We start from the raw sequence: 19,996 nt of genomic DNA on the forward strand, positions 1-19,996 counted from the left end.
CCCGCGGCCGCCCCGGCGAATCGCGCACCCCGCGGCGCGCGGGCGGGCTCGCCCGCGGACCGCGCCGCTTCGCGCGGCACGGACACCGGCCGCTCGTCCGTGTCCCCGTGCGCGGGCGCCCCGGCGAACCGGGCGCCCCTCGGCCGCGGTGCGGGTGCCGCGTCCGCGTCCGTACCGCCCGGCGGCTCGGTGGCCGGGAGCACCGCGCCCAGCCGGGCGTGCAGGGCGGTCCGGCGGGCGACGGCCCGTTCCAGGTCGTCCCGGGTCCAGGCGAGGAAGCCCGCGCGGGAGGTGCTCGGCTGCCGGGCGTGCGCGCGGGCGGCGTCGCGGGCGCGGGCTGCGGCGGCTTCGTGCGCGCGTTCGGCGGCGGCGAGCCGCGCGTACAGGCGGGCCCCGGCACCGGGGCGGGCGTCCTCCGCCGCGACGGCGGCGGCGTGCAGGGTGTGGACGCGCCCGACGTCGGCGGGACCGGCGTCGGAGGCCCCGGCGTTGCGTGCGAGATCGCGCAGGATCGTGCGGACGACGTCCCAGGGCGGCACCTCGTGCCCCGTCTCGTGCGCGCGGGCCGCGTCGGGGTCGCGCCGCGCGTACTCCGCGTACCACCCGGGCCGCTCGCCGAGCGCGGCGAGCAGGGAGCGGAAGCAGTGCAGGAATTCCGGTGTCAACAGCTCCTCCGTCGGCCGCCGCGGGGCAATCGGACGCGGCGCGCGTGCCACGGGCCGCGTTCGGACGCAGCACCCGGCGCGCGCGTCGGACACGGCATTGGACACCCGCCGCGTTACGGCACTGCTACGTAGCGTTTTCGTGCGGCGACCGATCGCTCCGGCCGCCCGGACACGGCGCCTTCCGCCCTCACCCGACCAGCGGCGGCCACCGCCGGAAGAGCCCCGCACTCGACAGGCAAACTTGCAAGTTTTCCTGTGCTCCTCCTACCGTGGCCCCGTGAGCAGCCAAGGTGCCGAGACGGCGGACGAGCTGGCCACCGTCGTCGCACGGCTGGGGCGGCGGATGCGGGCGGTCTCCGCGGAGGCCGAGCTGACGCCGTCGCAGCAGTCGGTGATGGGGCGGCTGGCCGCCGAGGGGCCGACGACGACCGCCGCGCTGGCGCGCGGCGAGCTGGTGCGGCCGCAGTCGATGCGGATGACGCTCGCCGCGCTGGAGGAGCGCGGGCTCGTGGCCCGCGCACCGCACCCCACCGACGGCCGGCAGGTCGTCTTCTCGCTGACCGCGGGCGGCAGCGCCCTGCTCGGGTCGGGCCGCGCGGCCCGGCGCGGGTGGCTGGCGGAGGCGATCGACGGCCGGCTCACTCCCGGGGAGCACCGCGCGCTCGCGGCGGCGCTCCCGCTGCTCCGCCGCCTGGCGGAGACCCCGCACGACAGCAACCCCTCAGGAGATGTCCCGCAATGACCGCGACCACTCTCGACCCGCGTACCGCCCTGGTCGTCATCGACCTGCAGAGCGGCATCGTCGGGCTGCCGACCGCGCATCCCGCGGACGGTGTCGTCGCCCGCAGTGCCCGGCTGGCGGCCGGTTTCCGGAAGGCCGGGCTGCCGGTCGTCCTGGTGAACGTCACGGGCGTGGCGCCCGGCCGTACCGACGGCGGTCCGGCGACCGTCACGTCCTTCCCGGCGGAGTGGACGGAGCTGGTGCCCGAGCTGGACCGGCAGCCGGAGGACATCACCGTCTCCAAGCGCCAGTGGGGCGCCTTCTACGGCACCGGCCTGGACATGGAGCTGCGCCGCCGCGGGGTGACGCAGATCGTGCTGTGCGGCATCTCCACCAGCATCGGTGTGGAGTCCACCGCGCGGGACGCGTACGAGCACGGCTACCACGTCACGGTCGCGACCGACTCGGTCACCGACACCGACCTCGCCGCGCACGAGCGCTCGGTCGCGACGATCTTCCCGCGGCTGGGCGAGACGGGCACCGCCGACGAGATCCTGGCGCTGCTCCCCGCCTGACCCGCACGGCGACGGCCGACTACGGCCCGGTCCGGGCCGTAGTCGGCACCAGTCGAACAACGCTACGATGCCGCGCCATGAGCGACGACCTCCGGAACCTGGTCCTGGGCCTGCTCGCCGCCGCCGTGTGCGTCGCGGCCGGCTGGTACGCCCGTACCTATCTGTGGAAGCGCAGGCTGCGGCGCAAGCAGCGTTTCTTCGGGCTGCCGACGGACTCCGAGTGCCTGCTGGTGGTGCCGCGCGACCCGGGCTCGCGGAGCTGGAGCCTGGCCCGGCACGACGCGTTCGCGCTGCTGGAGCTGGCCGCCGTGATCCAGGAGTGCGGGGCGCACACGGAGGTGCTGGCGCACGACACGTCCTGGCAGGGCTTCGGCGCGCGCACCGAGTTCTGCGTCGGCGGGCCGGTGGAGAACTCCCGGCTGGCCGCGCATCTGCGCTCGATGCTGCCCGGTGTGGAGGTCAACACCGACCCCGCGCCCGGCCCCCTGCAAGGGGCGATCACCATCGGCGGCAGCGCGTACGAGATGGAGAAGGGCGCGGTCGAGTACGTGCTCCTGGCGCGGCTCGCGGCGGCCGGTGACACCGGCAACGACCGTCCGGTCTTCCTCTTCTCGGGCCAGCGCGGCATCGCCACCCAGGCGGCGGCGCGCTACCTGGCCCGGCACCATGTCCGGCTGGCGCGCAAGCACGGGGTGGACGGCACTTTCTGCCTGCTGCTCAAGGTGGTGAATTCCCAGTCCTACGGCTCGGACGTCGTGGAGCTGGTGGCGGACGTGTCCAAGCAGGCGACGTCGTCCTCCCGGTCGGCCGCCCGCGCGGCGGCCAAGAAGCTCAGTCAGCGAGACCAATCACCAGCCACATGATGCCCGCCCCGGCGACGGTGCACAGCAGCGTGGAGCTGGAGGGGTGCGGGCTGTGCGCCTCGGGGAGGATGTCCGAGGTCGCCAGGTAGAGCAGGAAGCCCGCGAAGAAGCCCAGGTAGAGGCCGAGCACGCCGGACGGGATGGTGAAGGCCAGCGTCACCGCGGCGCCGACGACGGGGGCGAGCGCGTCCGCGCCGAGCAGCAGTTGGGCACGGCGCTGCCCGTTCCCGTACATCCGGGTGATCGTGTAGGTGTTGAAGCCGTCCGCGAAGTCGTGCGCGACGACGGCGATGGCCACGACGATGCCGACGGTGCTGCCCGCCTGGAAGGCGGCGCCGATCGCGAAGCCGTCCATGACGCTGTGGCCGACCAGGGCCGCGGCGGCGGTGACGCCGATGCCCTTGACGGGGTCGTGGGCGTGCCCGTGGCCGTGCGCGTGCGGGGCGTACTCGCCCTCGTGGGCGCGGTGGATGGCGACCGAGCGCTCGATGACGTGGAGCGCGAGGAAGCCCGCGACGAACATCAGCAGCGCCGCGGGCACCCCGTGGACGACCCGGCGCTGGGTCTCCAGCGCCTCGGGCAGCAGATCGAAACCGACGACACCGAGCATCAGTCCGGCGGCGAGTCCGAGGACGAGGTGGCGGCGGTCTCCGATGCGGTGGGCGACGACTCCGCCGACGAGTGTCATGGCGAAGGCGCACGCGGCTATCAGGACCGGCATGGGTCGATGATCCATGACGCCGCGCGCGCCCGCGACTCAGGGTCGCCTTACCTGCGGTCCAGGTCAGCGGCGGTGCCCGCGGCCGTCCAGGGTGTCCGACAGCGCGGCGGCCATCGCCTGCTCGCCGGCCGCGTTCGGATGCGCGGGAGCGGCGGGCGGAGCGGGGGTCAGCGGCTCGATCCAGCGGTCCGCGGGCGCCTGGCACATGTCGTGGCCGACGGTCGGGCCGTAGGTGTCGGTGTACGAGGCCCCGCCGAGCAGCGCCTCGACCCGCAGCATGGCGTTGAGCTTCTTCTCGGTGGAGCGCAGGTAGGGCACGTCACCGGCGGCGAAGGGCACCGCGGGGAAGCAGCCGGGGCCCTGGTCGGGCAGCAGGTCGGGGTAGCCGACCACGACGACCTTGGCGTGCGGGGCCTGCCGGTGGATCGCGCGCAGCACCTTGGCGACCTCGGGGGCGGTCCGCAGCACGGCGAGGGTGAGCTGGTCGGTGCCGCCCGCGCCGTAGTGGTCCTTGCAGGGGCTGCCGGCCGGGGCGGTGACGCTCAGGCCCGCGCAGGTGGCGATGATCGAGCCGAAGCCGACGTCGTTGCCGCCGATCTGCAGCGTGACCAGGTCGGTGTCGCGGGTGACGGCGGTGAGCTGGGCCGGGTTGGTGCCCTGGGCCTGCCACATCTGGGCGGTGGTGGCGCCGCCGCAGCTGACGTCGGTGAAGCCGCGGTAGTGCCGGGCGGCGGCGACGAGCGAGGGGTAGTTGTGGTCGGAGCGCACGCAGTTCGCGTCGATCTGGGCGGGCACGCCGGGGGCCGAGGTGTAGGAGTCGCCGAGGGCGACGTAGTCGACGGGGGGCGCGCTGTGGGCGGGCGGACGGCCGTGGTGGCCGTGGTGCGGGTCGCCGTGCGCGGCGGCGGGGCTGACGGCGGCGGCGGTGAGCGCGAGGGCCCCGCCGATCGCGGCGGCACCGAGGGCCGCGGCCCGCCGCCCCGAACGTCCGGAGCGTCCGGAACGTCCGGGGGACTCCTCCCCCGCCGTGTCCGCGCTGCCCCTGCCCGTACCGGATATCGCCGCCATGCGGCCCCTCCCCTGCGTCGACGCTGACGTCGAGCAAGGTTTCAGCCGCGCGCGGTGCGCTGTCAATGGGCACGACGCACTTACTCCATGCGGGCGTCACCCGGCGTTCGCAAGGGCCGGGCCCGTACGGGACGCGTACGGGCCCGGCCCTTCGGTCATGCGCTCAGGTCGTGACGAGCTTGCGGGCCGCGGCGGCGATGGAGGAGGCGTGGATGCCCGCGGCGTCGAGCTGCTCGGCGGGGGTCGCCGAGCCCGGCATGGTGAAGACGGCGAGCCGGGTGTGCCGGGGGGCGGGGAATCCGTTGCCGAAGGACTCCATCACGGCGTCGGCGAGGCCGCCCTCGGGGTGGTGGTCCTCGGCGATGACGAACCGCCCGGTGGCCTCGGCGGCGGTGCGCAGCGCCTGGGTGTCGACGGGCTTGACCGAGTAGAGGTCCAGCACGCGGGCCCGGATGCCGTCGGCGACGAGCTGGTCGGCGGCGGCCAGCGCCTCGTGCACGGTGACGCCCGCGCCGATCAGGGTGACCTGGTCGTCGGGGTGGGAGCGCAGCACCTTGCTGCCGCCGACCGGGAAGGCGTCGTCGGGGCCGTAGATGACGGGGGTGTCGCCGCGGGTGGCGCGCAGGTAGCTGATGCCGGGGCGGTCGGCCATGGCGGTCATGAGCTGCACGGTCTGGTTGGCGTCGCAGGGGTAGAGCACGGTGCTGCCGTGCAGCGAGCGCATCATGGCCAGGTCCTCCAGCGCCATCTGGGAGGGGCCGTCCTCGCCGATCGCGACGCCCGCGTGGGTGCCGACGACGTTGATCCGCGAGCGGCTGACCGCGGCCATCCGCAGGAAGTCGTGGGCGCGGGTGAGGAAGGCGGCGAAGGTCGCGGCGAAGGGCGTCCAGCCGCACACCCCGAAGCCGACGGCGGCGCCGATGAGCTGCTGCTCGGCGATGTAGCACTCGAAGTAGCGCTCGGGGTGGTCGGCGGCGAAGAGCTGGGCCTTGGTGGAGTCGCCGACCTCGCCGTCCAGCACCACGACGTCGTCGTGCAGCGAGCCGAGGGCGGCCAGCGTCTCGCCGAAGGCGGTGCGGGTGGCGACGGGCGAGCCGCCGGTGGGGTAGCGGGGCAGCGCGGTGTGCGGGTCGCCGCCGCCGCGCTCGGGCGGTGCGGTGTCCGACGGGGGCTGGACCTCGACCCGCAGGTCGCGGCGGCCGCCCAGCTCGCGGATCGCCTCGTCGGCGTCGGGCACCGGCTTGCCGTGCTTGCCCTCCTGGTTCTCGACGGCGGCCACCCCGCGGCCCTTGCGGGTCCGGGCGATGATCGCGGTGGGGGCGCCGCGGGTGTCCCGGGCCTTGGCCATGGCCTGGTCGATGGCGGCGATGTCGTGGCCGTCGATCTCGACGGTGTGCCAGCCGAAGGCGCGGATCCGCCGGGCGTACGCGTCGAGGTCCCAGCCGTGCCGGGTGGGCCCGCGCTGGCCGAGCCGGTTGACGTCGACGATCAGCGTGAGGTTGTCCAGGCCCTCCATGCCGGCGGCCTCCATGGCCTCCCACACCGAACCCTCGGCCATCTCGCTGTCCCCGCACAGCACCCAGGTGCGGTAGGGCGCCTTGTCCAGGCGGGCGCCCGCGAGGGCGACGCCGACGCCGATGGGCAGGCCCTGGCCGAGCGAGCCGGTGGCCACGTCGACCCAGGGCAGCCGGGGGGTGGGGTGGCCCTCCATGCGGCTGCCGCGCTTGCGGAAGGTCAGCAGCTCGTCGTCGCTGATGGCCCCGGCCGCCTTGTAGGCGGAGTACAGCAGCGGGGAGGCGTGGCCCTTGGAGAGGATCAGATGGTCGTTCCCCGGCCGGTCCGGGTGGGCGAAGTCGTAGTGCAGGTGCCGGGCGAGCAGGACGGCCATCAGGTCGGCGGCCGACATCGACGAGGTGGGGTGCCCGGACCCGGCGGCCGCGGCGGCCCTGACCGAGTCGACACGCAGCTGCTGGCCCAGCTCTGCGAGGTCGGTGTCACTCGTGACGGGGGTGTGGGTGATGGTGTCGTTCATGGCGCCGTCGTCCTCCTCGCGGGGTCGGTCCGTCCCTGCGATGCGGCTGCCCGGGACAGCCCGGGGCAAACCGGGAACGCGTACCGTGCGGCGGCGGCGACCGTGCGTGAGAACCGTCGGCGGCCTCAGATCCCCTGCGGCCTCAGATCTCCTGCGGCAGCTCGGTCCGTACGGGGACGGCCTCGGCCCTGGGGCTGCGCCGCTCGTGCCGGGCGAGCCGGTTGGCGCACCACGACAGCAGCATGCACATGCCGATGTAGATGGGCGCGATCACCATCACGACGGGGATGAAGGGCAGGTCGTAGTCGAGGTTGGTGGCGATGAGCTTCCCGGAGTAGAGGAACTCCTGGTAGGTGATCAGATAGCCGAGCGAGGTGTCCTTGAGGGCCACCACCAGCTGGCTGACGATCGCCGGCAGCATCGCGCGGGCCGCCTGCGGCACGAGGACGTAGGTCATGACCTGCGTCTTGCGCATGCCGAGCGCGTAGGCCGCCTCGCGCTGGCCACGCGGGACGGCGTTGACGCCGGAGCGGAAGACCTCGGCCAGCACCGAGCCGTTGTACAGGGTCAGGCCGATGACCAGCGCGATCATCGGGTCGAACTTCAGGGCGATGAAGATGAAGAAGATCATCACCAGCAGCGGCATGGCCCGGAAGAACTCCACCACCAGCGCGCTCACCCAGCGCACCGCCCGGTGGTCGGACAGCCGCCCGGCGGCGAAGACGACCCCGAAGACGAGCGAGGCCAGCGCCGCCCAGCCGAAGGCCTTGAGGGTGTTCTTCAGCCCCGTGAGCAGCAGCCGCTGGATGCCCTTGTACGTGAACGGCCGCCACTTCACCGCGGAGAACTGCCCGGTCTCGACCAGCTTGTACACGACGAAGCCGACGACCGCGGCCAGCAGCGCCGTGGTGATCCAGGCGTAGAGCCGGTGCCGGGCGAGCGCGCGCGGGCCGGGGATGTCGTAGAGGGCGCTGCTCCCGGACCCGGCGGTCATCGCGGCACCCCGAACTTCCGCTCCAGCACGGCGAAGACGCCCGCCAGCGCGAGGGTGACGACGAGGTAGCCGACCGCGATCCACACGAAGGTCCACACGATCCCGTAGCCCTGTTCGTTGAGCGGTTTGTAGGTGCCGAGCAGTTCGGTGACGGAGAAGGACCCGGCGATCGCGGAGTTCTTGGCCAGCGCGATCAGGGTGGAGCCGATCGGCGAGATCACCGAGCGGGCCGCCTGCGGCAGCACCACCAGCGCGAGGGTCTGGGTGAAGTTCATGCCGAGGCTGCGGGCCGCCTCGCCCTGGCCGAGCGGCACGGTGTTGATCCCGGACCGCACCGCCTCGCAGATGAAGGCCGAGGTGTAGGCGCCGAGCGCCAGGATCGCGAAGAGCTGGAAGGGCAGCACCACCCCGAACCGCGGCAGCCCCAGCAGCACGGCGAAGAACAGCAGCGTCAGCGGCGTGTTGCGCAGTACCGTCACCCACGCCGTGCCGAACGCCCGCAGCGCCTTGACCGGCGAGACCCGGCAGCCCGCGACGAGCACCCCCACCACGAGCGACAGCGCCCCGGCGAGCAGCGTGAGCTGGACGGTGCCCCACAGGCCCTTGCCGTACAGGGAGAAGTTCTGGGTCAGGACGTCCATCAGCCGCCCCCGGGGTAGCGGTCCACCGGTGGCGGCTTCGGCGCGGGCACGCCGGACAGGCCGAGCGTGGCGTCGTAGGCCCGCTTCCAGTCGCCGTTGCGCTCGTGCGCCACGATCGCGTCGTCCAGCGCGAGGCGCAGCGCGGTGTCGGAGCGGCTCACCCCGATCCCGTAGGGCTCCTGCGAGAAGGGCTTGCCGACGACCTTCATCTCCTTGGGCGCCTTGGCCGCGTAGCCCACCAGGATCGCGTCGTCGGTGGTCACCGCGTCGACCTGGAAGGTGAGCAGGTTGTCCACGCACACCGAGTAGGTGTCGTACGTGACCGGGGTGGCGTCCGGGTAGTCGGACTGGATGCGCTGGATGGAGCTGGAACCGGCCGCGGAGCAGACCTTCTTGCCCTTCAGGTCCTGCGGCCCGTGGATGTCGTTCTCGTCCGACCGCACCAGCAGGCTCTGCCCGGCCATGTAGTAGGGCCCGGCGAAGCCGACCTGGCGTTTGCGCAGCGGGTTGATGGTGTAGGTGCCGACGTACATGTCGATCTGGCCGTTGCTCAGTGAGGTCTCCCGGTTCGCGGACGCGATGGCCTTGAAGGTGATGCGGTTCGCCGGGAAGCCCAGGGAGGCGGCCGTCATCCTGGCGATCTCGATGTCGAAGCCCGAGTAGACGCCCGTGGCGGGGTCCTTCTCGCCGAGGTAGGGCTGGTCGTCCTTGACCCCGACGACGAGCCGGCCGCGGCTGTGGGCCCGCTTCCAGGTGGGCGAGGCGGGCAGCGAGAAGGAGCTGTCGACGCGGTAGGAGGGCAGGTCGCCGGGTTTGGGACCCTTGACGGGCGGGCTGCCGGACCGGCCGCAGCCGGCCAGCGGCGCGAGGACGGCGAGTGCGATCAGGACCAGCAGCAGCGGGGCGGCGGTCCGCGGGGTGCGGCGCGGCGTGGCTCTCACGTGACAGGGGTCCCGGCGGGTCGGCGGTGGCAGTGACGTCAGTGGTGTCAGTGGTGTCAGTGGTGGAGGATCTTGGACAGGAAGTCGCGGGCCCGGTCGGTGCGGGGGTCGGTGAAGAACTCCTCTGGCACCCGGTCCTCGACGATCCGCCCGTCGGCCATGAAGACCACGCGGTCCGCGGCCGACCGCGCGAAGCCCATCTCGTGGGTGACCACGACCATCGTCATGCCCTCCTCGGCGAGCTGCTGCATGACCGCCAGCACCTCGTTGATCATCTCCGGGTCGAGGGCGGAGGTCGGCTCGTCGAAGAGCATCACCTTGGGATCCATCGCGAGCGCGCGGGCGATCGCGACGCGCTGCTGCTGCCCGCCGGAGAGCTGGGCGGGCAGCTTGTCGGCGTGGTCCAGCAGGCCGACGCGGTCGAGGAGTTCACGGCCCCGGCGCACCGCGTCGGCCTTGGCGCGGCGGCGCACCTTGAGCGGTGCCAGCGTCACGTTGTCCAGCACGGTGCGGTGCGCGAAGAGGTTGAAGGACTGGAAGACCATGCCGACGTCGGCCCGCAGCCGGGCGAGCGCGCGGCCCTCGGCGGGCAGCGGGCTGCCGTCGACGGTGATGGTGCCGGACTGCACCGGCTCCAGCCGGTTGATCGCCCGGCACAGCGTGGACTTGCCCGAGCCGGAGGGGCCGATGACCACCACGACCTCGCCGCGCGCCACGGTCAGGTCGATGTCCTTGAGCACATGGAGCTGCCCGAAGTGCTTGTTGACGCCGTCGAGGACGATCAGCGGCTCTGCCGGCATACCGCGGGATCAGCCGAGCACGCGGTGGACGAGCGTGTCGCGCTCGGTCTGCGGGATGGCGGTCCACCGCATCCCGCGCAATGCGCCTTCGAGGGCCAGCAGGGTGTGGGTGCAGGCGTCTTCGGGCAGTTCCGGGCGGATCTTCTCGAAGGCCCGCCCGGAGCCCAGCCGGCGCAGTTCGCCCGCGTCGTCGACGCCCGCGCGGCGCAGGCGTTCGGCGAGCACCGCCCCGATGTTCGGCAGCTGCTGTAGGGAGTCCACGTGGTGCCTCCGGTTGCACGGCTGTGAGGTGGGTGTGGAGGAGAGTCGGATCAGGGAACGTGTGCCGCCATCATGCACATATGCCGTGCCGCAGCCGGTCGATCACGCCCTTGACACGCCCTGCCCGTCCCCCGCCACGCCGTGCACGCCACCGTTTCGAGTGACACCGCGGTCACCAGGTGGACGCCGGACGGCGGCCGGCCGTCAGCCGTCCGCCGCGGGCGCGTCCGCCGAGCGCAGCGCTGCGCAGCCGCCGTCCAGGAGGGCGTCGCCGTGCCCGAAGCAGACCACGGCCGCGTCGAGCGCGGCCAGCCGCCGGTAGGAGTCCAGGGCGCGGTCGGGGTCGGTGTGGAAGACGCCGGGCATGACGCGGCCGACGTTGGCGGCGGTGTCGCCGGTGAACAGCACGCCGGGGCCGGGCAGGTGGACGGCGATGCTGCCGTCGGTGTGGCCCGGGGTCCACAGCACCTCGGCGCCGCCGCCGAAGTCCAGGATGTCGCCGTCCTCCAGTTCACGGTCGACGGTGACGGGCGGGGCGGGCGGCAGCGCGGGAACGCTCGCGCGGATCGGCACCTCCCAGTCGCGCAGGACCGGGGGCGGGCCGGGGACGGCGCCGCTGACCACCGGTGCCTCCAGGCGGTGCGCGAGGACGGCGGCGCCGGTCGCCGCGCGCAGCTCGGCGGCGCCGCCGGTGTGGTCCTCGTGGAAGTGGGTGAGCACGATGCGCCGGATGTCGGCGGGGTCGCGGCCCAGTTCGCGGACGGCCGCGGTGATCTCGGCGGCGGCGCCCACGGCGCCGCTGTCGACGAGCGTCAACGCGTCGTCGTCGGACCACAGATAGGCGGATCCCACCGGAAACCGCAGCATGTGCAGGGAGGGGAGCAGCTCGATGACGTCCATGGCGGCGAACGTAACCGCGTCACCGGGCCGCCCGGCGCTTCTTTCGCCGAGAGCGCACGGCCGGTCCGGCGCGGGCCGCCCGGCTCAGACGTCGAGATCGACCACGACGGGCGCGTGGTCGGAGGCGCCCTTGCCCTTGCGCTCCTCGCGGTCGACATACGCGTCCGAGACGGCCTTGGCGAAGGGGGCGTTGCCGTAGACCAGGTCGATGCGCATGCCGCGGTTCTTCGGGAAGGCCAGCTGGCGGTAGTCCCAGTACGTGTACGGGTGGTCGTACTTGAGCGGGCGGGGCATCACGTCGGTCAGGCCCGTGCCGCGCAGGGCGGCCAGCGCCTCGCGCTCGGGGGCGGTGACATGCGTCTGGCCCTCGAAGGGGGCGGTGTCCCAGACGTCCTCGTCGGTGGGCGCCACGTTGTAGTCGCCGAGCACCGCGAAGGGCAGGTCGGCCGCGGCGCCGTCGGCCACGGCCGCGCGCAGCGCCTCGAACCACTCCAGCTTGTACGCGTAGTGCGCGTGGCCGATCTCGCGGCCGTTGGGCACGTAGACCGACCACACACGGACCGCGCCGCCGCAGGTCGCCGACACCGCGCGGGGCTCCTGCACCCCGTCGTAGCCGGGGCCGCCGGGCAGGCCCTTGACCACGTCGGCCAGGCCCACCCGGGAGATGACCGCCACTCCGTTCCACCGCCCGTCGGCGTTGACGGCCGCCTCGTACCCCAGCTCGCGCAGCTCGTCGTACGGGAACTGCGCGTCCGAGCACTTGGTCTCCTGGACGCACAGGACGTCCGTGCCGCTGCTCTCCAGCCAGCCGAGCAGGCGCGGCAGACGGGCGGTGATCGAGTTGATGTTCCAGGTCGCGATGCGCATGTCCCCAACCTAGCGGCTGGGTAGGACAGCCGGTCTCAGGCGCCGGTGTCCTCGCCGGACGCCAGCCGCAGGTGGTCGGCGCCGCTCAGGTTGCCGAGCTGCATGTCGTACATCGGCCGGGCCAGGTCGGCGAGCAGCGCGTCGTGCACGTCGACCGTGCGGCGCGGCTTGACCTCGCGGACGTAGTCGACGACCTCGGAGAGCTTGTTCCAGGGCGCCATGACCGGCAGCAGCAGCGTGTCCACCGGGTGGCCGGGCACGGTGAGGGCGTCGCCGGGGTGGAAGACGGCGCCGTCCACGAGGTAGCCGACGTTGGTGATGCGCGGGATGTCCGGGTGGATCACGGCGTGCAGCTCGCCGTGCACCTGGACGTCGAACCCGGCGGCGGTGAAGGTGTCGCCGTGGCCGACGGTGTGCACGCGCCCGGGGAAGGCCGCCGAGAGCTGGTCCGCGACGCTCGCGAGCGTCCACAGCTCGGCCGCCGGGTCGGCCTCCAGGGCGGCGTGCAGCTTCGCCGGGTCGAAGTGGTCGGGGTGCTCGTGGGTGACGAGGATGACGTCGGCGCCCGCCGCGGCGTCGTCCTCGCTGAAGACGCCGGGGTCGACGACGAGCGTGTGCCCGTCCTTGACCAGCCGGACGCAGGCGTGCCGTTTCTTGGTCAGCTTCACGGAATTCCCATCCTTGCCAGGACATGACGGCGGGACCTTCCGGTCCCTCGGACTCCCCGCCCGGTACGGGCCGGGTCGAACCGGCGGGGCCGCTCGCCGCGGCGCCCGCCTCTGTGCGGACTACGGATGCCCGCCGGTCTCCTCCTCGACGACCGTGCGGGCGGCGCTGATCGCGGCGCGCGCGGCGGGCAGCCCGCAGTAGACCGAGGCGTGCACGAGCACCTCCTCGATCTCGGCAGGGCTCAGCCCGATCCGCAGCGCGCCCCGGACGTGGTCGGCCAGCTCGCCGAGCTGGCCGGTCGCGGTCAGCGCGGTGAGCGTGACGCACGCCCGGGTGCGGCGGTCCAGGCCCGGCCGGGCCCATATCTCGCCCCACGCGTAACGGGTGGCGAAGGCGTCGAAGCCGCTGCCGAAGGCACCGGGGGCGGCGGGCGGCCGGTCGGTGGCCGCGCTGCCGCCGATGACCTCGCCGCGCATCCGCATGCCCGCCGCGAGCTGGTCGGGGGCGGGGGCCGCCGCCCGGGGCGCGGGCACCGGCGAGACGGGCGGCGGGGGCTGCGGCACAGCCGCGCCGGGTTCCTGCCACGCGGTGGCGAAGTGCGTCGCGAGCAGCTCGCCGACCGCGGCGGGCTCCTCGACGGGCGCCAGGTGGCCGGTGGCGGGCACGACGGCGAGCCGCGCGTCGGGGATGCCGGCGATGAGCGCGCGGGCGTCCGCGGGCGGCGTCTCGGTGTCGTCGGCGCCCGCCACGACCAGGGTCGGCACGCTGATGCTGCCGAGCGCGTCGCGGATGTCGAAGGCGGCGAGCGCCTCGCACGCGGCGACGTAGCAGGCCTGGTCGGTGGTGGCGACCATCCGCACGGCCCACTCGGTGATCGCCGGCTGGGTGGCGACGAAGGCCTCGGTGAACCAGCGCTGGAGGTTGGCCTGCGCGGTGCGCTCCAGTCCGTTGGCGCGCACCACGACACCGCGCTGCCGCCACATGTCGGCGGTGTTGAAGCGCGGCGAGGCCGACACCAGGGCGAGGGCCGCGACCCGGTCGGGGCGCAGCAGTGCCAGCCGGGCGCCGATGGCGGCGCCGAGCGCGCAGCCCGCGTAGCCGAAGGTGTCGATGCCCTCGTCGTCCAGGACCGCGAGCAGCCGCCGGGCCAGGTCGTCCACGGAGGACGCGGGCTCGGCGGGCGCGCCGCCGTGGCCGGGCAGCTCGTAGCGCAGCACCCGCCAGGTCTCGCTGAGCGCCGGCAGTTGCCGGTCCCACATGTGCCAGGTGGCGCCCAGGGCCGGCCCGAGGACGATCACGGGTCCGCTCTCGGGGCCGTCGAAGCGGTACTGCAACGGCGGGGCGTCCTCGTAGAGGTCGTCCATCTCTTCGTCCGCGGGCACGGACTCGGCCGGGAGGCCGCCCGCGTAGTCGGCTGCCGCGCCCACGGGCGCCTCGGTCGTCAGCTCGCTCATCGCTTCACGCTACCTACTCCGCCGCGCGCCGGAATCACCCGCCCCCGAAGCCGTGCTGGAAGTTGACGGTGGACACCACGTAGACCTTCGGGACGTCGGCGTTCGTGAGGTCCACGGTGATGTCGTGGTCGGGCTTGTCGCCGACCTGGTGGGTGGACATACCGGCCCAGTAGTGGTCCGGCACGTGGAAGTTCCAGCCGACCCGGGCGGCGTCCTTGTCGGACACCGACACCTTGCCGTCGTGCAGGGCCGCCCGGCTGGTGCCCAGCTGGGCGAGGAAGGTGTCCAGGCCGCCCGCGGTGGTCGTGAACTGGCAGAAGAACTGGCTGGTGTCCCAGGAGTTGGTCTCCAGGTAGCCGTCGTGCACGGTGCCGTCGGGGATCGGCACCTGGTAGATGCGGCGCTGCAGCTCGCTGGGGACGACCCAGGTCAGATGGCGGGCGGCGGCCTGCTTCTGGGAGTCGACGCCCGCGCCGCGGCTCTGCGCCGCGGAGATCAGCACGTAGCCGAGCGGCAGCACGATGAGCAGCGGCACGACGGTCCAGCGCATCCAGCGCGGGATCTCGCGCAGCGGCAGCGCGGTGCTGCCGGAGCCTCCGGGGCCGCCCGCCCCTCCGGAGCCGCCGGAGCCGCCGTCGCCGCTCTTGCCGCGGCCCGCTCCGGAGCCGTCGCCGGGAAGGGCGTCCGGGGCGCCGTCGGGGCCCGTGGCGGGCCCCGCCTCGCGTTCGGGGGTGGTGGTCACTGCTCGGCCTCCTGCCGGCCGTAGATCCGCCCGTAGCGCTCGTAGCGCTCGACGCGGCGGCGGTTGGTGCGGCGGAAGCGGCGGGCGACCAGCCGGGCGAGGTCGGCGGCGCCGACCATGCCGGCCTCCGGGCCCAGCTCGGCCTTGGCGATCCGCGCCTCGGGGCGGTAGCCGCGGCCGGTCAGGGTGCGCCGGAAGGCGTCCCTCGCGGGGGTGATGAGCAGGTCGTCGGCGGCGCTGACGCCACCGCCGATGACGAAGCAGGACGGGTCGAGCGCGGCGGCGAGGTTGGCGATGCCGACGCCCAGCCACTGGCCGATGTCCTGGAACAGCTCGACGCACATCGGGTCGCCGGACCGGGCCAGCTCGGTGATCAGCGGGCCGGTGATGTCGCCGATCGCGCCGCCGACCCGGTCGATGATCCCGTAGGCGACGGGCGAGTCCGCGGCGGCCAGCTCGCGGGCCTCGCGGACCAGGGCGTTTCCGGAGCTGTACTGCTCCCAGCAGCCGCGGTTGCCGCACGGGCAGCGGTGCCCGCCGGGCACCACCTGCATGTGGCCGAACTCCCCCGCGACACCGAAGCGGCCCCGCTTGACCTGGCCGTTCTCCAGGATCGCGCCGCCGATGCCGGTGCCCAGCGTGATCATGACGAGGTCGGCCTCGCCGCGTCCGGCGCCGAAGCGCCACTCGGCCCAGGCGGCGGTGTTGGCGTCGTTGTCGACCATGACCGGGACCAGCAGCCGGTCGGCGAGCCGCTCGCGCAGCGGCTCGTCGCGCCAGGACAGGTGCGGCGCGAAGAGGATGCGCGAGCGGTCGGCGTCGACCCATCCGGCGGCGCCGATGCCGACGGCGTGCACGTCGTGCCGCTCGGACAGGTCGAGCACCAGCTCGACGATGGTGTCCTCGACGACCTTGGGGCTCTTGGACTTGTCGGGCGTCTCGGTGCGCACCTGCTCCAGGATGGTGCCGTCGGCGTCGACGACACCGGCCATCACCTTGGTGCCGCCGATGTCGATGCCGACGGTCGGCACCCGCGGCGCGCTCAGGTGGCTGCGCCGCTCGCGGCGCTCGGCGCCGCTGACATTGCGCCACACGGTCGCTCTGGCGGCGCTGCCGCGGTACACACGTTCACGGTTGGCACTCAAGCGTCGGTCTCCGGGTCGGTGGCGTGCACCGGCTCCGGGGCCGCCGGGGCACGGCTCAGCTCATGCGTCAGCTCGTCCAGCTCGCTGCCCCCTGCCATCTCACGGGTCAGCGCGTCCAGGGTAATCGCCTGCTTGAGGTGGCTGCCGGACATCGCGCCGCGCTTGAGCAGGACGAAACGGTCTCCGACCAGGTAGGCGTGGTGCGGATTGTGCGTGATGAGCACCACACCGAGGCCCGCGTCGCGCGCGGCGGCGACGTAGCGCAGCACCATCCCGGACTGTTTGACGCCGAGCGCGGCGGTCGGTTCGTCCAGGACGAGCACCTTCGCCCCGAAATGCACCGCTCGGGCGATGGCCACGCACTGCCGTTCGCCACCCGACAGGGTGCCGATGGGCTGGTTGACGTCGCGCAGGTCGATGCCGAAGCGCAGCAGGGCCGCCCGGGTGGTGGCGCGCATCGCGGCGGCGTCCAGGCGGCGCAGCGGGCCGCGGCCCTTGGTGGGTTCGGAGCCGAGGAAGAAGTTCCGCCACACGGGCATCAGCGGCACCACGGCGAGGTCCTGGTAGACGGTCGCGATGCCGCGGTCCAGCGCCTGCCGCGGGGAGGTGTGCCGGACCGGCTCGCCCTCGATCTCGTAGCTGCCCGAGTCGTGCGGGTGCAGCCCGGCGATGATCTTGATGAGGGTGGACTTGCCGGCGCCGTTGTCGCCCAGGACGCAGGTGATCTCCCCGGCGTGCACCTCCAGCGAGACCTCGCGCAGTGCGCGCACGTTCCCGTAGGACTTGGAGACGCCGCCGAGGGACACCAGCGGGGCGCCGCCGCCCTCCTTGGTCATGGTGGTCATGCGGTGGCCTCCGCCCGCCTGCGGACCCAGGCGTTGAGCAGGGTGGCGAGCAGCAGCATCGCCCCGAGGAAGAACTTGAACCAGTCCGGGTTCCACTGCGCGTAGACGATGCCCTTGCTCGTCATGCCGAAGATGAACGCGCCGACCGCGGAGCCCACGGCGCTGCCGTAGCCGCCGGTCATCAGGCAGCCGCCGATGACGGCCGCGATGATGTAGAGGAACTCGTTGCCGACGCCCTCGCCGGACTGCACCACGTCGAACGAGAAGAGCAGGTGCTGGCCGGAGATCCAGGCGCAGAAGGCGACGGCCATGTACAGGCCGACCTTGGTGCGCGCCACCGGCACGCCGACCGCGCGGGCCGCGTCGGCGTTGCCGCCCGCCGCGAAGATCCAGTTCCCGGCGCGGGTGCGCAGCAGCACCCAGGTGGCCACGGCGACCAGGCCGAGCCACCACAGGATCGTCACCTGGAGATCGACGCCGCCGACCGTCCAGTGCGAGGCGAAGACGTCCCGGGCGGCCGGGAAGCCCTCCATGTCGCCGATCGACTTGGTGGCCACGGTGCCGCTGATGAGCTTGGTCAGGCCCAGGTTCAGGCCCGTGAGCATCAGGAAGGTGCCCAGCGTGATGATGAAGCTGGGCAGCTTGGTGCGTACCAGCATGATCCCGTTGAAGGCCCCGAGGGCGAGTGTGACCAGCAGCGAGACGCCGATGCCGACCCAGGTGTTGGCGGTCATCTGGTAGCTGACCATCGACGAGACCAGCGCGGAGCTGGTGACCATCACACCGGCCGACAGGTCGAACTCGCCGCCGATCATCAGCAGCGCGACCGGCACCGCCATGATGCCGATCGTCGAGGAGGCGTACAGCACGGTGCCCAGGCTCGACCAGTGCAGGAAGGGGTCGGCCGCGACCGCGAAGAACACGAAGACGGCCACCGCCCCCACGACCGCGCCCAGCTCCGGCCGCCCCAGCAGCCGTCCGGCCAGCGACCGCGGCGCGAGCCGCTCGTCGCCGGCGAGCGCGAGGTCACTCATCGCGTCCCCCGCTTGGCATAGGTCAGCAGCGCGTCCGCGTCGTCCTTGGTGACGATCTGCGGGCCGGTCAGGACCGGCCGGCCGCCGCCGAGGGTGTCGTTGTTGTAGCGGTACAGCCACAGCAGGTCGATCGCCTCGTAGCCCTGGAGGTAGGGCTGCTGGTCGACGGCGAAGCCGATCGTGCCGTTCTTGAGCGAGGTCGCGACCTGCGCGTTGAGGTCGAAGGTGTCGATCTCGGCCTTCGAGCCCGCCTGCTGTCTGGCCTTGGCGGCGGTGTCGGCGAAGGGGGCGCCGAGCGTCACGACGGAGTCGATGGACGTGTCGGACTGCAGCTTGGCCTGGATCGCGGACAGCACGTCGGGCATGTTGGTGCCGTTGACGTAGAGGTTGTCCATCGTGCCGTGGAAGGTGGACTTCGCGCCCGCGCAGCGCTGCTCCAGCCCGACGTTGCCCTGCTCGTGCAGGACGCACAGCGCGTGCTTCTTGCCGCGGGTGTTCAGCTCCTGGCCGACCGCGTTGCCGGCGATCTCCTCGTCCTGGCCGATGTGGGTGAGCGCGCCGAACTGCTGGGACTCGGCCGCCCCGGAGTTGATGGTGATCACCGGGATGCCGGCCTTGACCGCCTTGGCGACGGCCGCCTTCATCGCGTCGGGCTTGGCCAGGGTGACGACGAGGCCGTCCACGTGGCTGTCGATCGCGGCCTGCACCAGCTGCGCCTGCTGGTCGCCCTGGTCGCTGTTGGAGTAGACGAACTTGATGTTGTCCTTGGCGGCGGCCTGCTTCGCCCCGCTCTGCACGATGTCCCAGAACGTGTCGCCCGCCCCGGAGTGGGTGACCATGGCGAAGGTCCAGTGCGGGGTGTTCACGGCCGACCCGTTCGCCGCCAGCCTCTTGGCCCGGTCCTCCGCGCGCTTGCCGCCGGTGCTGCTGCACCCGGCCAGGCCCGCCGCGCCGAGCGCCACCGCGAGGAGCGCACCCAGCGCTTTCGTTCCCGCCCTTGCCATCGCCACGAGGCCCTGCCTTTCCCTGCTGTCCGTGGTGCAGCCGTGATGGATGTGCTGCCCATCGTCTTGAGCGACGACCATCCCGGCGGCCCCAGTATCCGTCAAGAGGTGCGGCGACCCCGCCTCCGGGAGGCGGCAGCGGCCTCCCGGCCTGCGGGATGGGGCTCAGCCGCGGACCAGCAGACGGAATTCGAAGGCGTAGCGCGAGGCCCGGTAGACGTGGGTGCCGTACTCGACGGGACGCCCGCGGTCGTCGTAGCTGATCCGCCGGACGGTGAGCAGCGCCGCGCCCGCCGGTTCGCCGAGCACGGCGCACTCCTCGTCCGTGCCGGTGCGGGCGCCGACCCGCTGCTGGGCGCTGTGCAGGGTGATGCGGCGGGCCCGCAGCAGGGCGTACAGGCCGCCGCGCTCCAGGTCGCCGGTGGACGGCTCCAGCAGATCGGCGGGCAGGTAGTTGCACAGGTACGCGACCGGTTCGCCGCAGCTGAGCCGCAGCCGGTGCAGGACGGCGACCCGCGCGGACTCCGGCAGCCCGAGCGCGGCGGCGACCTCGGGGGGCGGCGGGCCCGCGGTGTTGCGCAGCACCCGGGTCGCGGGCTCCAGGCCGGCGGCGGCCAGGTCGTCGTGCAGGCTGCTCAGCTCCAGCGGGCGGGTCACCCCGGTGTGCACGACCTGGGTGCCGACCCCGCGGCGGCGCACCAGCAGGCCCTTGTCGACGAGCGAGCCGATCGCCTGCCGCACGGTGGGGCGGGACAGGCCGAGCCGGGCGGCCAGCTCCACCTCGTTGCCGAGCAGGGTGCCCGGGGTGAGCGCGCCGTCCTCGATGGCCGTCTCCAGCTGGCGGGCCAGCTGGAAGTACAGCGGTACGTGGCTCGCCCGGTCCACGGCGAGCCGCAGCTGTGCGGGCTCGTGCTTGGGCACGCTGGGAGCGTAGCGGGACGGCATGGTCACGGGAAGTCCGTATGTCCGGACATAGCGTTGACACAGGCCGCGGTGGCGCGGGAGGTTGGGACGGCGCGCACAGCCGTCACGTCTCCTCTTCGGAAGGGGCAGG

The 19,996-nt window shown here is 73.3% G+C and carries 21 protein-coding genes and 1 pseudogene; 3 read left to right on the forward strand and 19 right to left on the reverse strand.

Annotated features, from left to right (window positions below):
* Positions 1-665 (reverse strand): annotated as a pseudogene (locus ACWERV_RS25685) (hypothetical protein); the annotation flags it as partial.
* Between the two features lie 277 nt (positions 666-942).
* Between ACWERV_RS25685 and ACWERV_RS25690 the strand changes: the two are divergent.
* The 3 genes from ACWERV_RS25690 (at position 943) to ACWERV_RS25700 (ending at position 2,824) form a co-directional block, all read left to right on the forward strand.
* Complete coding sequence (locus ACWERV_RS25690; RefSeq protein WP_452937155.1) at positions 943-1,407, forward strand: MarR family winged helix-turn-helix transcriptional regulator; 465 nt, start codon at positions 943-945, stop codon at positions 1,405-1,407.
* Positions 1,404-1,961, forward strand: a complete 558-nt coding sequence (locus ACWERV_RS25695; protein ID WP_398178782.1) for an isochorismatase family protein — start codon at positions 1,404-1,406, stop codon at positions 1,959-1,961. The genes ACWERV_RS25690 and ACWERV_RS25695 overlap by 4 nt, the downstream gene beginning before the upstream one ends.
* A gap of 77 nt (positions 1,962-2,038) precedes the next feature.
* On the forward strand, positions 2,039-2,824 hold the full coding sequence (locus ACWERV_RS25700) for a hypothetical protein (protein WP_398178779.1): 786 nt from the start codon (positions 2,039-2,041) through the stop codon (positions 2,822-2,824).
* On the opposite strand, the gene ACWERV_RS25705 is transcribed toward ACWERV_RS25700, so the two are convergent.
* From ACWERV_RS25705 to ACWERV_RS25790, 18 genes are all read right to left on the reverse strand, one after another.
* Entirely contained in the window at positions 2,793-3,545 is a 753-nt protein-coding gene (locus tag ACWERV_RS25705) for a ZIP family metal transporter (RefSeq protein ID WP_452937160.1), read from the reverse strand. The two genes, ACWERV_RS25700 and ACWERV_RS25705, sit on opposite strands and share 32 nt — an antisense overlap.
* A gap of 63 nt (positions 3,546-3,608) precedes the next feature.
* Positions 3,609-4,613 (reverse strand): SGNH/GDSL hydrolase family protein, encoded by a 1,005-nt coding sequence (locus ACWERV_RS25710; RefSeq protein WP_452937163.1) that lies wholly within the window; start codon positions 4,611-4,613, stop codon positions 3,609-3,611.
* 163 nt (positions 4,614-4,776) lie between these two features.
* The gene (locus ACWERV_RS25715) at positions 4,777-6,645 is read right to left on the reverse strand and encodes a transketolase (protein ID WP_452937165.1); all 1,869 of its coding nucleotides are present in this window, start codon (positions 6,643-6,645) and stop codon (positions 4,777-4,779) included.
* Positions 6,646-6,787: 142 nt separating this feature from the next.
* The gene (locus ACWERV_RS25720) at positions 6,788-7,639 is read right to left on the reverse strand and encodes an amino acid ABC transporter permease (protein ID WP_452937168.1); all 852 of its coding nucleotides are present in this window, start codon (positions 7,637-7,639) and stop codon (positions 6,788-6,790) included.
* Positions 7,636-8,280: an amino acid ABC transporter permease gene (locus ACWERV_RS25725; RefSeq protein ID WP_398178764.1), complete on the reverse strand. Its 645-nt coding sequence runs from the start codon at positions 8,278-8,280 to the stop codon at positions 7,636-7,638. The genes ACWERV_RS25720 and ACWERV_RS25725 overlap by 4 nt, the downstream gene beginning before the upstream one ends.
* A complete protein-coding gene (locus tag ACWERV_RS25730; RefSeq protein WP_452937171.1) occupies positions 8,280-9,221 on the reverse strand; it encodes a glutamate ABC transporter substrate-binding protein in 942 nt (313 codons plus the stop codon). Before ACWERV_RS25730 ends, ACWERV_RS25725 begins: the two co-directional genes overlap by 1 nt.
* Positions 9,222-9,277: 56 nt before the next feature.
* On the reverse strand, positions 9,278-10,021 hold the full coding sequence (locus tag ACWERV_RS25735; protein WP_398178759.1) for an amino acid ABC transporter ATP-binding protein: 744 nt from the start codon (positions 10,019-10,021) through the stop codon (positions 9,278-9,280).
* 9 nt (positions 10,022-10,030) lie between these two features.
* On the reverse strand, positions 10,031-10,282 hold the full coding sequence (locus ACWERV_RS25740; RefSeq protein WP_031515493.1) for a TfoX/Sxy family DNA transformation protein: 252 nt from the start codon (positions 10,280-10,282) through the stop codon (positions 10,031-10,033).
* Between the two features lie 204 nt (positions 10,283-10,486).
* On the reverse strand, positions 10,487-11,182 hold the full coding sequence (locus tag ACWERV_RS25745) for an MBL fold metallo-hydrolase (RefSeq protein ID WP_452937176.1): 696 nt from the start codon (positions 11,180-11,182) through the stop codon (positions 10,487-10,489).
* A gap of 84 nt (positions 11,183-11,266) precedes the next feature.
* Positions 11,267-12,049: an exodeoxyribonuclease III gene (locus ACWERV_RS25750; RefSeq protein ID WP_452937178.1), complete on the reverse strand. Its 783-nt coding sequence runs from the start codon at positions 12,047-12,049 to the stop codon at positions 11,267-11,269.
* 35 nt (positions 12,050-12,084) lie between these two features.
* Positions 12,085-12,717 carry an MBL fold metallo-hydrolase gene (locus ACWERV_RS25755; RefSeq protein ID WP_398178750.1) on the reverse strand — a complete coding sequence of 211 codons (633 nt, stop codon included), beginning with the start codon at positions 12,715-12,717 and terminating at the stop codon, positions 12,085-12,087.
* A 120-nt stretch (positions 12,718-12,837) separates the two neighbouring features.
* Complete coding sequence (gene pcaDC / locus ACWERV_RS25760) at positions 12,838-14,082, reverse strand: bifunctional 3-oxoadipate enol-lactonase/4-carboxymuconolactone decarboxylase PcaDC (protein WP_452937296.1); 1,245 nt, start codon at positions 14,080-14,082, stop codon at positions 12,838-12,840.
* A 124-nt stretch (positions 14,083-14,206) separates the two neighbouring features.
* Positions 14,207-14,914: a hypothetical protein gene (locus tag ACWERV_RS25765; RefSeq protein WP_452937181.1), complete on the reverse strand. Its 708-nt coding sequence runs from the start codon at positions 14,912-14,914 to the stop codon at positions 14,207-14,209.
* The gene (locus ACWERV_RS25770; RefSeq protein ID WP_398178744.1) at positions 14,911-16,059 is read right to left on the reverse strand and encodes an ROK family glucokinase; all 1,149 of its coding nucleotides are present in this window, start codon (positions 16,057-16,059) and stop codon (positions 14,911-14,913) included. The genes ACWERV_RS25765 and ACWERV_RS25770 overlap by 4 nt, the downstream gene beginning before the upstream one ends.
* Complete coding sequence (locus tag ACWERV_RS25775; RefSeq protein WP_452937185.1) at positions 16,056-16,904, reverse strand: ATP-binding cassette domain-containing protein; 849 nt, start codon at positions 16,902-16,904, stop codon at positions 16,056-16,058. Before ACWERV_RS25775 ends, ACWERV_RS25770 begins: the two co-directional genes overlap by 4 nt.
* Complete coding sequence (locus tag ACWERV_RS25780; RefSeq protein WP_452937188.1) at positions 16,901-17,938, reverse strand: ABC transporter permease; 1,038 nt, start codon at positions 17,936-17,938, stop codon at positions 16,901-16,903. The genes ACWERV_RS25775 and ACWERV_RS25780 overlap by 4 nt, the downstream gene beginning before the upstream one ends.
* Positions 17,935-18,942, reverse strand: coding sequence for a sugar ABC transporter substrate-binding protein (locus ACWERV_RS25785; RefSeq protein ID WP_452937299.1), 1,008 nt, complete (start codon positions 18,940-18,942; stop codon positions 17,935-17,937). The genes ACWERV_RS25780 and ACWERV_RS25785 overlap by 4 nt, the downstream gene beginning before the upstream one ends.
* A 165-nt stretch (positions 18,943-19,107) precedes the next feature.
* Positions 19,108-19,887: a GntR family transcriptional regulator gene (locus ACWERV_RS25790; protein WP_452937302.1), complete on the reverse strand. Its 780-nt coding sequence runs from the start codon at positions 19,885-19,887 to the stop codon at positions 19,108-19,110.
* Positions 19,888-19,996: the final 109 nt, after the last annotated feature.

The organism is Streptomyces sp. NPDC004031 (genome assembly GCF_053604375.1).

Excerpts from the sequence above, each read along its gene's own strand:
- ACWERV_RS25775 (WP_452937185.1), bottom strand. The coding sequence starts at position 16,904 with ATGACCACCATGACCAAGGAGGGCGGCGGCGCCCCGCTGGTGTCCCTC.
- ACWERV_RS25705 (WP_452937160.1), bottom strand. The coding sequence starts at position 3,545 with ATGCCGGTCCTGATAGCCGCGTGCGCCTTCGCCATGACACTCGTCGGC.
- ACWERV_RS25725 (WP_398178764.1), bottom strand. The coding sequence starts at position 8,280 with ATGGACGTCCTGACCCAGAACTTCTCCCTGTACGGCAAGGGCCTGTGG.
- ACWERV_RS25745 (WP_452937176.1), bottom strand. The coding sequence starts at position 11,182 with ATGGACGTCATCGAGCTGCTCCCCTCCCTGCACATGCTGCGGTTTCCG.
- ACWERV_RS25750 (WP_452937178.1), bottom strand. The coding sequence starts at position 12,049 with ATGCGCATCGCGACCTGGAACATCAACTCGATCACCGCCCGTCTGCCG.
- ACWERV_RS25700 (WP_398178779.1), top strand. The coding sequence starts at position 2,039 with ATGAGCGACGACCTCCGGAACCTGGTCCTGGGCCTGCTCGCCGCCGCC.
- ACWERV_RS25720 (WP_452937168.1), bottom strand. The coding sequence starts at position 7,639 with ATGACCGCCGGGTCCGGGAGCAGCGCCCTCTACGACATCCCCGGCCCG.
- ACWERV_RS25780 (WP_452937188.1), bottom strand. The coding sequence starts at position 17,938 with ATGAGTGACCTCGCGCTCGCCGGCGACGAGCGGCTCGCGCCGCGGTCG.
- pcaDC (WP_452937296.1), bottom strand. The coding sequence starts at position 14,082 with ATGGACGACCTCTACGAGGACGCCCCGCCGTTGCAGTACCGCTTCGAC.
- ACWERV_RS25785 (WP_452937299.1), bottom strand. The coding sequence starts at position 18,942 with ATGGCAAGGGCGGGAACGAAAGCGCTGGGTGCGCTCCTCGCGGTGGCG.
- ACWERV_RS25790 (WP_452937302.1), bottom strand. The coding sequence starts at position 19,887 with ATGCCGTCCCGCTACGCTCCCAGCGTGCCCAAGCACGAGCCCGCACAG.
- ACWERV_RS25715 (WP_452937165.1), bottom strand. The coding sequence starts at position 6,645 with ATGAACGACACCATCACCCACACCCCCGTCACGAGTGACACCGACCTC.
- ACWERV_RS25710 (WP_452937163.1), bottom strand. The coding sequence starts at position 4,613 with ATGGCGGCGATATCCGGTACGGGCAGGGGCAGCGCGGACACGGCGGGG.
- ACWERV_RS25695 (WP_398178782.1), top strand. The coding sequence starts at position 1,404 with ATGACCGCGACCACTCTCGACCCGCGTACCGCCCTGGTCGTCATCGAC.
- ACWERV_RS25735 (WP_398178759.1), bottom strand. The coding sequence starts at position 10,021 with ATGCCGGCAGAGCCGCTGATCGTCCTCGACGGCGTCAACAAGCACTTC.